This is a genomic window from Okeania sp. SIO2F4, from assembly GCF_010672385.1.
Lineage (GTDB): Bacteria > Cyanobacteriota > Cyanobacteriia > Cyanobacteriales > Microcoleaceae > Trichodesmium.
In genome coordinates, this window is the sequence record NZ_JAAHGT010000710.1 from 1 (window position 1) to 5,120 (window position 5,120).

The window sequence follows — 5,120 nt, forward strand, 5'->3', positions numbered from 1 at the left end:
AGGGACCTCCAAAAAATCAAATGTACAATTGATAATGATAATTATTGTTGGTCAAAGGAAGGGGCAACTATGAGCTGCCCCTTCCCACTCCACTTTTTTTGTAGTAAATTTGAAACTGGGGCGTGATTTGAGGATATTGAGGCAGTTGGAATGTCGATAGAATTAACTGAGGAACTGAAAATCTTGTGATCGCATAGACCGCAGCTCAACTTCGTGGTCCTTCTGTACGTCAATTTATGGCACGAACAGTTTGAGGATTAGGCTACGGTGGTCAGAGTCTAGCTCCGAGAAGAATTAGGATGGAATCGAGTAACTATTAGTAAAGGAATTAAAGAATTAAATAGTGGCATCATCTGTGTAGATAATCATCAAGCTAAAGGGAGAAAGAAAGCCGAAGAACATCTACCAAATCTTTTAGAGGATATCAAAAAGTTAGTTGATTCCCAATCTCAAACTGACCCTAGTTTCAAAAGCCAAAAACTATATGTACGCCTGAGGGCGGCTGCTGTCAGAAAACAATTAATCTCAAAATTTGGTTATAGTGACTTGGAGTTACCAACTGCGGAAACGATTCGCTACAAGCTCAATGATTTAGGATATTCTCTGAAACGGGTAGCCAAAATTCAACCTCAAAAAAAATTCCCGAAACCGAAGCCATCTTCGAGCAATTAGAAAAAGTAAATCAAGAGGCCAAGGAAGACCCAAGTATTTTACGGCTAAGTATGGATGCAAAGGCACGAGTCCAAATCGGTTCATTCGATCGCGGTGGTAGAAGCAGAATACCCACTGTTGCTCAAGACCATGATTATGCTCCGAAAACAACCCTAACTCCTTATGGTATCTTTGTGCGAGAATTAGATGAACTATTTTTATATTTCACTCAATCAATAGTGACTCCTGACTTCATTGTTGATGTGTTGGCAGATTTCTGGGACACAGAAGGTAAGAGATTTCCTAGTGTGAAGACATTGGTTATTAACCAAGACAATGGACCGGAAAATAATTCTCGTCGCACACAATTTATGAAGCGTATAGTTGAGTTCTCTCATCAATACCAACTAAATATACGTTTAGCTTACTATCCGCCATACCATAGTAAATAAGGGTCCCATTGAAAGAACCAGGGCTGAAGGGTGAAAACTATTGGAATGGAAGCATTTTAGAGCGAGTTGAGACTGCTATCAAGTTAGCAGAAAATATGACGTGGAAAGGTATTCATCCCGTCGTCAGATTAGTCAAAGAAACTTACCAGACGGGAGTGAAATTGACGAAAAAAGCGATGAAAAAAGTTGAGAATCAAATTCAACGTCTCAATTACGGTGAGGAAAATTTCCCAAACCTAGGGAAGTGGTTTATTGATATTTGTTGTGGAAGCAGTTAGTTTAATGATCGTCAAACCAGTTTAAGACAAGAATGCCAAAAATTCATCTCAGTTTCCATAGGGTGTACTGGCTTGTTCTAAGTGAAGTACAGAAATTGTGATGCCAATTTATGAGAGGAAGGGGTTGGCATCGCCAACCCCTTCCTCTCCCGTATAAAAATGATTATCATTCTCATAAATTGTACATTTTATTTTTTGGAAGTCCCTTATTAGGTGAAAGAATCTAACTAGAGCAAAAACTGAGCCAGAAATTAACAAGTATAATCTTTCGGTCATATTTTTCACCTCCGATGAACGAGGAATTAATCGTCTGTGATGTTCCCGTCATTGACGCTATCGCTTGCCTCCTGCGGAGGAACTACGATTTTTATGTCGTGTTTCATGTCGTGTTTCATGTCGCGCAGCGAAAGCGAAACAGTGAGGGTTTTTGATGTTCCATTACGGCAGTCGGAATTTCCTTGAGGGTATTTCCGTTCTACTAAACTTACCTAAACTTATCCATAAACATTGAATCATCTCTGCTTTTGGAGGTCGCAGTTGGGGGTTTTCTAGCTTTTTAGATAACTTTACATAACGAAAACACCAGTAAATAGTAAAAATTAGTGCTGATAGACAACCAAAAGCTAAAAATTCTCCTATGTATAAATTTCCCGGTCTAGTATAGTCAGGATTATTAGTAAAAAATAGGGCAAATATCAAAATGATAATTGGAATAAAAGCAAATACTATTTGCACCCAAAAACCAATCCAACCCCAACGACGAAAAGCAAAAGCAATTTCCTGAACACTTGGTGGAGAAGAGTTTTCCATTAAAAAATTAAACATAGTTAGTTGTCCTATAAGATCATCTTTGATATATCATAAGCAAGAAAAAAATTATGTTAATTGCAAAAATTTTGATTATAGATTATAATTAAATATTTATATATTTATAATATTCATAAAGTAGTATATAGAGGGGCCACAAAAACGTGGCTAGGAATGCCTATCGAAACCATCTACGGAAATCTGCAAGGTCTAAAATCTAACCAACTTAAACAACTCCAAAGGTTGTACCATCAGCGACTACCAGGCGATCGCCTGACCACCTCCGAATTTGCCCAAAGAGTCGCCTCCATCAGTACAGAAGTTGGCCAACCAGTCTGCGTATACATCAATCGTAGGGGACAAATTATTCGGGTGGGAATTGGCACACCCCGCCAAACTCAAATTCCCCCCCTGGAATTACCCCGTTATGGTGCAGGTCGTCTTAGTGGTATTCGTTGTATCGCTACTAACCTTAAAGCAGAAGTGCCTTCGGAAGGCACTCTGACTGCAATGGTAATTCAACGACTTGATGCTCTGGTGATGCTGACGCTTACAGGTGAAGGGTTTAAACGTCGGGGTGGAGGAGCGACAGGTTACATTAAACAAACTTATCTAGCTCACCTATTACCTATTCCCACACATGAACGTGCAAATACCGATCTTCAAGAGCTGAAGTTTTGGAGTGTGTCACCTCCTCTTAGTCTAGATATGCTTGCCAAGCAAGACTTTATCGACTTGGTTGATGGATTGGAAGCAGAATTTGAACGAGAATTTATTGCTCAAGAGGTTGATTCTGACCAAGACCTAGTGCTGCTGGTGGGAATAAAAATAGATAAAATGACCGATCGGGAATTTCAAGATGGATTGGCAGAACTAGCTAGACTTGTTGATACTGCTGGAGGTCAAGTATTAAAGACGGTACATCAGAAGCGATCGCATCCCCATCCCCAAACTGTTGTAGGAGAGGGTAAAGTTCAAGAAATTGCTCTGAGCGTTCAAACTGTGGGAGCTAACCTCGTTGTATTTGACCGGGACCTCTCCCCTGCTCAAGTACGCAACCTAGAAACAAAAATTGGTGTTAGAGTTGTAGACCGCACTGAAGTTATTCTGGATATTTTTGCCCAACGCGCTCAATCTCGTGCCGGAAAATTACAGGTCGAACTTGCTCAACTGGAATATACTATTCCTCGTCTGACGGGTAGAGGTGAAGCGATGTCTCGTCTTGGTGGTGGTATTGGTACTAGGGGACCCGGTGAAACTAAATTAGAAACCGAACGTCGGGCAATTAACGCACGCATATCTCGGTTGCAGAAAGAAGTTAATCAGTTACAAGCACATCGTTCCCGTCTGCGGCAACACCGTCAGCGTCAAGAAGTACCAACAGTGGCAATAGTTGGATATACGAATGCTGGTAAATCTACATTATTAAATACACTTACTAATTCAGAAGTTTATGCAGCAGACAAATTGTTTGCGACTCTAGACCCTATTACTCGTCGTCTGACTGTTCCTGATACTGTGACTGGTAAACCAACTACAATTGTGATTACTGACACGGTGGGATTTATTCACGAACTGCCTCCTACTCTGATGGATGCTTTTCGGGCAACTCTGGAAGAAGTTACGGATGCAGATGCTTTACTTCATGTTGTCGATCTGTCTCATCCCGCTTGGCAAAGTCAAATACGTTCTGTGATGACTATTTTGGCAGAAATGCCAGAAACTCCAGGACCTGCTTTAGTTGCTTTTAACAAAATTGATGAAGTAGATGGAGATACTTTAAGATTTGCCAACGAAGAATATCCGATGGCGGTATTTATTTCTGCTGCTAAGGGACTTGGGTTACAAACTTTGCGTCAACGACTAGCACAACTTATTGATTATGTTATTGCTTCATAGTCAACCACCAATAATGTAGGGAAGTTCCATTTCATTAATTGATAATGGATAATGAATAATGGATAATTATCTCGGGGTTTAACCGTAATGGAATTGAATATAAGGAAATATTATTTCTTCTCTTGGTCGATTGGAGGCAAGCGAGGAGACCTCGGCATCCCATCCTGACGGACTGCGAGCAATTCATGTCGCGAAGCGAAACGACCGCTTTTTTTTCCTTAAAAGGAGAGGCTTTAAACCTTTGGGGATTAATTATCAATTATCAATTATCCAAGGTAATTTCTTCCGGTAGGAAAGCAGTTGGGTACAATCACCCAGAATTTATCCTGACTCAGCTCGGATGCTATGGCAGCATACTCTGACTTGTCTACATCAAGTCCCTGGAGGACTAAGATAACTCCAAAGGATTCATCGTCTTCATGTAATATAGGGGGATATATGTCTAAGTTCAAGGGCATCGTATTGAAGTTTAATTAATTTCCTAGTATCTATATCTATAAGTATAAAGACAGAAAAAAATATCTAAAATCTAAAAACATTCCCAAACAGCAAGTTAATATTACAATCAGTTAAGAAATATTGCTTATTGGTAATCGATTATGTCTGCTAACGTAGAAATTTATACCTGGTCAAGTTGTCCATTTTGCATTCGTGCTAAAGCCCTTTTAGAAAAAAAACAAGTAAACTATCAGGAATACGCTATAGATGGCGACGATGTAGAACGGGAAAAGATGGCCGTGAGAGCAAATGGCCGTCGTTCTTTGCCCCAAATCTTTATCAATGACCAACATATCGGCGGCTGTGATGAGCTACATGGATTAGAAGCTCAAGGGAAACTAGACCAACTTCTAGCAGTTTAGTATCAAATCTGGTAAAAAAAAAACTTTACTAGAATTTATGCTTTTAGAGGGGTACAGGACTTACGCAGACCACTCATCACTTGATAAGAAATCGGAACATTCTTGATTAAAATTTCTTAAAATAAGTAAGATTTTTTGTCAGTTGCTGAATTTTGTTGAAAATTTTTCCCTTC

3 protein-coding genes and 1 pseudogene are annotated in these 5,120 nt (G+C 39.7%); 3 read left to right on the plus strand and 1 reads right to left on the minus strand.

Annotation, left to right across the window (positions count from 1 at the left end; all coding sequences use genetic code 11):
- Positions 1-197: 197 nt before the first annotated feature.
- Positions 198-1,381: pseudogene (locus F6K22_RS43670) on the plus strand (ISAzo13 family transposase); the annotation flags it as partial.
- Positions 1,382-1,819: 438 nt separating this feature from the next.
- Here the strand turns inward: F6K22_RS43670 and F6K22_RS31005 are convergent.
- Positions 1,820-2,206, minus strand: coding sequence for a DUF3611 family protein (locus F6K22_RS31005; RefSeq protein WP_293107109.1), 387 nt, complete (start codon positions 2,204-2,206; stop codon positions 1,820-1,822).
- A gap of 156 nt (positions 2,207-2,362) precedes the next feature.
- On the opposite strand from F6K22_RS31005, the gene hflX reads away from it, so the two are divergent.
- Entirely contained in the window at positions 2,363-4,087 is a 1,725-nt protein-coding gene (gene hflX, locus F6K22_RS31010; protein ID WP_293107112.1) for a GTPase HflX, read from the plus strand.
- 599 nt (positions 4,088-4,686) lie between these two features.
- The gene (gene grxC, locus F6K22_RS31015; RefSeq protein WP_293107114.1) at positions 4,687-4,947 is read left to right on the plus strand and encodes a glutaredoxin 3; all 261 of its coding nucleotides are present in this window, start codon (positions 4,687-4,689) and stop codon (positions 4,945-4,947) included.
- Positions 4,948-5,120 lie beyond the last annotated feature (173 nt).

Coding starts and splice junctions, on each gene's coding strand:
- F6K22_RS31005 (WP_293107109.1), bottom strand. CDS start 2,206: ATGTTTAATTTTTTAATGGAAAACTCTTCTCCACCAAGTGTTCAGGAA.
- hflX (WP_293107112.1), top strand. CDS start 2,363: ATGCCTATCGAAACCATCTACGGAAATCTGCAAGGTCTAAAATCTAAC.
- grxC (WP_293107114.1), top strand. CDS start 4,687: ATGTCTGCTAACGTAGAAATTTATACCTGGTCAAGTTGTCCATTTTGC.